At 33.7% G+C, this 5180-nt stretch carries 3 protein-coding genes; all 3 read right to left on the reverse strand.

Features of this window, described 5'->3' with window-relative positions:
• Positions 1 to 114 precede the first annotated feature (114 nt).
• The 3 genes from HMPREF9144_RS04850 to HMPREF9144_RS04860 are packed head-to-tail and all read right to left on the reverse strand — an operon-like array spanning position 115 to position 5054.
• On the reverse strand, positions 115 to 1095 hold the full coding sequence (locus HMPREF9144_RS04850; RefSeq protein WP_006044774.1) for a choice-of-anchor J domain-containing protein: 981 nt from the start codon (positions 1093 to 1095) through the stop codon (positions 115 to 117).
• A 35-nt stretch (positions 1096 to 1130) separates the two neighbouring features.
• On the reverse strand, positions 1131 to 2459 hold the full coding sequence (locus tag HMPREF9144_RS04855) for a DUF5689 domain-containing protein (RefSeq protein WP_040595389.1): 1329 nt from the start codon (positions 2457 to 2459) through the stop codon (positions 1131 to 1133).
• Positions 2460 to 2474: 15 nt separating this feature from the next.
• The gene (locus tag HMPREF9144_RS04860; protein WP_006044776.1) at positions 2475 to 5054 is read right to left on the reverse strand and encodes a TonB-dependent receptor; all 2580 of its coding nucleotides are present in this window, start codon (positions 5052 to 5054) and stop codon (positions 2475 to 2477) included.
• Between the last annotated feature and the right edge of the window lie 126 nt (positions 5055 to 5180).

Consider the following 5180-nt stretch of genomic DNA (forward strand, 5'->3'; position numbering starts at 1 on the left):
ATTAATAAAAATCGTTATGTTTATGTTGAGAATAAAATAATTATTCATCGTACATATTTATAGGGCACAAAATTACAAATAATTCTGCAGCCTGCCAAATTATTAATATATTTTTTACTTAACAGTTACAGTCTTAATTTCCCATGTAGGAGCAATATTTGTGGTGCTGTTATATTCAAATGCAACGAATACATTCTCTTTTCCTGCATATTTGTTCAAATCGCAGGTAGAATCAACGAAAGTCCAACTATTACCTGAAGGGGGATTATTTATAGCTACCGATTCCCAGTTATTACCATCAGTCGAAACAAAAACCTTTATAGCATTGTTAAGTGGCATAGTTTTCAAAAAGTTCAATGCATTATTAAAAGTAAGTGTTGCTGTATTTACACCTTTCAAACTGAATGCTGGTGAAACAAGACGACTTTGTGTCTCGTAGTTTACATTATTTGCACGAGCACTTGCTTTCATTTGTTTATATTTCGCATCATGTGTCCAAACCTGTGTTAAATCTGCAGGAAGTGTCTTTAAATTAGATATACTAAAGGCTGCTATATCTTTATCGAATGCTACATCTAACCCAATGTTTACACTTGGTGTTGTGTTTTGGGTCTTACCATTGAGTGAATATATATAGTTACCTTGTCCAAGTTGCTTAACTCCATTTGTATGAGTCATTAATTTACCACAAATAATCACCTCATCACCTGTTTTTATTTCGTTGGCATTTGTAAAATTTTCGTTACCTAAGTTCTTTCCACGAAAAACATAAAATTGATTGGAAGTTGTACCGTCATCAGAAATATAGTAAGTAGCATTTCCATACTGTGTATTGACTTCCTTAATACTTACAATAATTCCTTTTACATATACTTCTTTATCAAGATTTTCTCCTTTAGTTATATAATTTTGTGCTGCTACAATATTAAAAGGATCATCTTTTGAACCAATACCTTTTGCAACCATATTAGAAGGTTCTGGTTTATTATTATTATCATCAAATGTTGTATTATATGGTGCAGGCACATCTTCACAGCTTGTGAGCGTATAAGCCGCAAAAGCTAATGCTAAAACAGAATAGATAAACTTTTTCATACTTGTTTTCTCTTTATTTATTAATTTTCAATATTTTATTTTATTACGAGGTTCTTAAATTCCCATGTTGCAGCAGTTGTAGTTGTACTATTATAGAAGAAACTTATGAAAACCTTCTTACCACAATATGGCGTTAAATCTGCTTTTGCTGTTACAAAGTTCCAATTTTCTCCAGTTGGTTTCTTGTCTATGGTTAAATCTTTCCATATATTTCCATCTGTGGATATTTGTACTTTAAGTTCATTATCAAAGTTGTCAAAGTAACGCGCTGCATGGTCAAAAGAAAGCGTAGCATGTGTAACTTTTGTAAGATCTATAAGAGGAGAAATTGCACGTGCATGTGTTTCGTAACGTTGTCCATTTACGAATGCAGAAGCTTTCATTCCATAGGTAGGCGAAATCCATTTCCAAACAAATGTTATACCAGTAGGGAGTGTCCCTTGTTCTAGTTTCCAATCAGTTGGTGCTTCTGCAAAAGAGTTACTATAAATAGTCTTTTCGGCTGGAGCAACTGGTTGAATATCATCAAGCGAACGTATAATAATCTCCCATTGATTATTGAAACGCTTAAAAATACCTGTTATATTAACTTTTCCAGTTGGAACTTTGGCATTTGCAAACTTTGCGAAGTTACTGTTATATACAATTACTTTATTACCATCTTGTTCATTTAAAGTCCACGAAACACTACCAGCACCTCCAGAAGAATTAGCAAATGTTCCATTTACAGAAGGAGTACTCGATTTGAAACTAACATTACGAATAATTCCAAGTCTACCTGCATCGTTATCAAATGTCCAATTAGTAGGTGCAGAACCATTTGTAAATTCTTTTACTTCTACAGAATTATTTAATGAAAGAATTTTATAATGGGTATCCCACACAATACGGCTAATACGTCCAATAGACATTACACCTTTAGCATTTTTTGTTGGGACTCCTATTTGTGCTTGTTTTCCGTAATTACCTATATATAGATCTTTCAAATCTATGAGTATCTCTGTTCCAATAGGAAGAAACCCATAAAGACCACTTTGACCAATTGATATAATAATAGCTCCAGTCTTATCTTGTATTGCAAGTTCGTTATAAATGTTACCAGCAACATCCGAACTTGTTACAATTCCTTTTATTTGCAAATCTTCTGTTATTTGCTCGTAACTCTTGCCATCACGGTAATCGGTGTTTATTGGTGTTGCAAATTTTGCTTTGAGATTGGCAATAGAAATTAAATTCGTTTCTTTTAATTCGTTATTGCCGTAAGGAGATGGCATATTTTCATCAGTTTCTGCATAACTATCGCCCATACATGAAGCAAAAAGAGAGCAGATTGCCACTATCATTATAAATTTTATGTATCTCATATTCTTTTGTCTATTTTAGAATTTGTAGGCAACATTCAACATTCCGTTAATGCCATTAACATAATACTTTTTCGGGTTTTTATTAAAATCGTATGCACGAGCAGTTGTCTCACCCGTTGTTTGATTAACAGTATAACTACTTCTACTTTGTTCGTAACCTCCAGAAACTATTTTCTGATTGTTTAATAGGTTGGTTATAATTAAGTTAATGGAAAGACTTCCTCGTTTTAAATATATGCTTTTGCCAATAGATGCATCAAGCATAAAACCACCTTTTCCTTTGCTTTGGTTATATGGTGTATAATTTCCTTCCGCATCCATTCCTCCAAATTGTGTTCCCATTGTTCGTAAAGTATTTCTATAACGAAGACTTGGTGCGTATGAAAGATATATTCTATCATAGTAGTTTCCACTTAAATCGATAAACCAACCTTTCTGGTGGAAGCTAAGAATACCACTATATGCAGATAAAGGTGTGCCACTTTCTCTCATTCCCTTGTTGTAAACTACATCTTTATACAAAGTACTTTTTGTAGAATTCATATAAACTACATCTGCATTATTTATATTTTTAGCTTCGCTCCACGTGCCCAATGCTTTAAAATTTAAGAAACTTGTGAGTTTAAAGTCAAGTCCCAATTCTAAACCATAGTAATTCTTCTTAATTCCAGTCATACTGACGTAAGTAAATGAATTGCCATCGTCAAAGTAGAAGTTTTGCCATTCTGTTACGTGGGTTAGATGATTATAATAAGCACTAAAATTAGCGAGTAACCAACTTCCAATATATTGATAGCTTACTTCACTTGAGAATATACGTTCATTACGTAAATTTCCAACAAAGTCATTATTCATTTCTGGCGATATGAAAGCATTGCTTGCTTGTGGTGCTCGTTGCTCATAGCCTAAACCAAACGAAATAGCATTACCACTGCCTAACGTCCAAGTTCCACTGAATTTACCACCACCTGTAACAAAATCTGCATGTTTACTCTTTCCAAAAGAATTATCTGCGAACATTCCATTACGCATATATCCCTTTCTGTACATATTATCGTATCCTATTTTAGCACCTAACATATAGTGAAGATTACCAAAAGTTTGTGCAAAATTAGTCCAAAGAGTACCACGACGTACATTTATATTGTAGTCATAACCAAACTTATCGCCTTCGTAAACTAAAGCCCCTAATCCTCGTGTACCCATTGTATTTAAATCATATTGAATGCGTGGATCGTTAGCAGAATAAGTCCCAATGGCGTATGTATTCACATTATGAAAGCTTTTTGCACCTAACAAATCTTCCATAGTCTGGTAATGTCTACCAAGATTTTGCCCTATCATTAAGCCAACATTAAAGACTTTATCTTTGCCTATATGCGTGTTGAGCGATGAAGATAAGGTTATAGTTGTATTATTATTGTGTTTAGCCTGAACATAATAAAGGGCATCTTGTCCATTTGCTGCAGCTTGTCGGTTAGCATAATACAGTCTGTCCCATTGTATTTGTCTGTTTTCTTTATTTCTCCACCAATTAACTGCAGTATTCCAATCTGCAAAAGCTTGTGCAGTACGATAACGAGTGTCTTGTTCATTCCACACATCATAATAACTACTAGGTAAATTTTTCCAATAATCTGGTTGGGGGTTATCTGCATTATTATAATTTAGCTTGGTACTTTTATACATAGAATACATTCCAAACAAACTTGTAGTAAGTGTTGTTTTATCGTTAATGTTCCAATCCCAAGTAAAAATTGCAGCAGGTGCAAAATCATTAACAACACGACTGTTACGTCGATGACCATTTTGGTACCCCCAATATGGATTATATTGATAATTATTTGCCAACCAATAAACTTCGTCTGTACTTGCTCCTTGTGATGAACGTTCAGTTGGATTACCCCATGTAGAAAAACTCAAAGAATGACCATTATTCCATTTCTTTTGAACACCGAAGAAATAAGAGAGAGCATTATAAAATGTTCCTTCTACATATCCACGATTTGCCCATCGATAGGTAATATTGGTTGCAAATGCCCAGCCTTTATTATTGAATCCACTCCCATAAGTATACATTCCTCTTAAAGTATAATTACGATTGGCTCCTGACAATGTAATGCGATGACCGCCTGCCATAGAGCCTGCTCTAAAGTCGTAGTTATTACTTCCTGCCATTGCTGTTAGAGAAAAATTATTATTTTCGAATGGAAGTGCAAAATCAACATTTCGTGTTTGCTGGTTTAGTCCACCAATTAATGAGTAGCGAAATTGTCCACTTTCCATATCGTTCATAGCTGCACCGTTAATATATACATCGTTGTATTTTGTATTTAGTGCACGATATCTAAAACGCAATGGTGAATATAAAAAACCTACTTCTGAAGCATACACATTACTATTTGAATTTAATATAGTAACATCTGAACTTCTGTCGTTATCCTCTCCTAACTGTGCTTCTGTGAATGTAAATGCTGATTCGTCCATTGCATTTTGCAATTGTTCTTGCTGTATAGTGTCGGTTTTTGTATTTTGACCGACAACTACAGAAGAACAGCAGAGTGCAACCACAGCGAGTATCAACTTCTTCTGCATATCTTTTTAATATAAATTGAATTATTTAACGTTGCAAAGTAACAAAATATTCTTTGAAAAAAAAGGAAATTTTGAATATTTTTCGTCATTGATGTTTGATGAGCCTTATATAAAATATGTTTTTCT

It is taken from the genome of Prevotella pallens ATCC 700821 (assembly GCF_000220255.1).
Lineage (GTDB): Bacteria > Bacteroidota > Bacteroidia > Bacteroidales > Bacteroidaceae > Prevotella > Prevotella pallens.

What these genes read in the sequence shown, in the direction of transcription:
- HMPREF9144_RS04850 (WP_006044774.1), bottom strand. Translation starts at nt 1,095, where the DNA reads ATGAAAAAGTTTATCTATTCTGTTTTAGCATTAGCTTTTGCGGCTTAT.
- HMPREF9144_RS04855 (WP_040595389.1), bottom strand. Translation starts at nt 2,459, where the DNA reads ATGAGATACATAAAATTTATAATGATAGTGGCAATCTGCTCTCTTTTT.
- HMPREF9144_RS04860 (WP_006044776.1), bottom strand. Translation starts at nt 5,054, where the DNA reads ATGCAGAAGAAGTTGATACTCGCTGTGGTTGCACTCTGCTGTTCTTCT.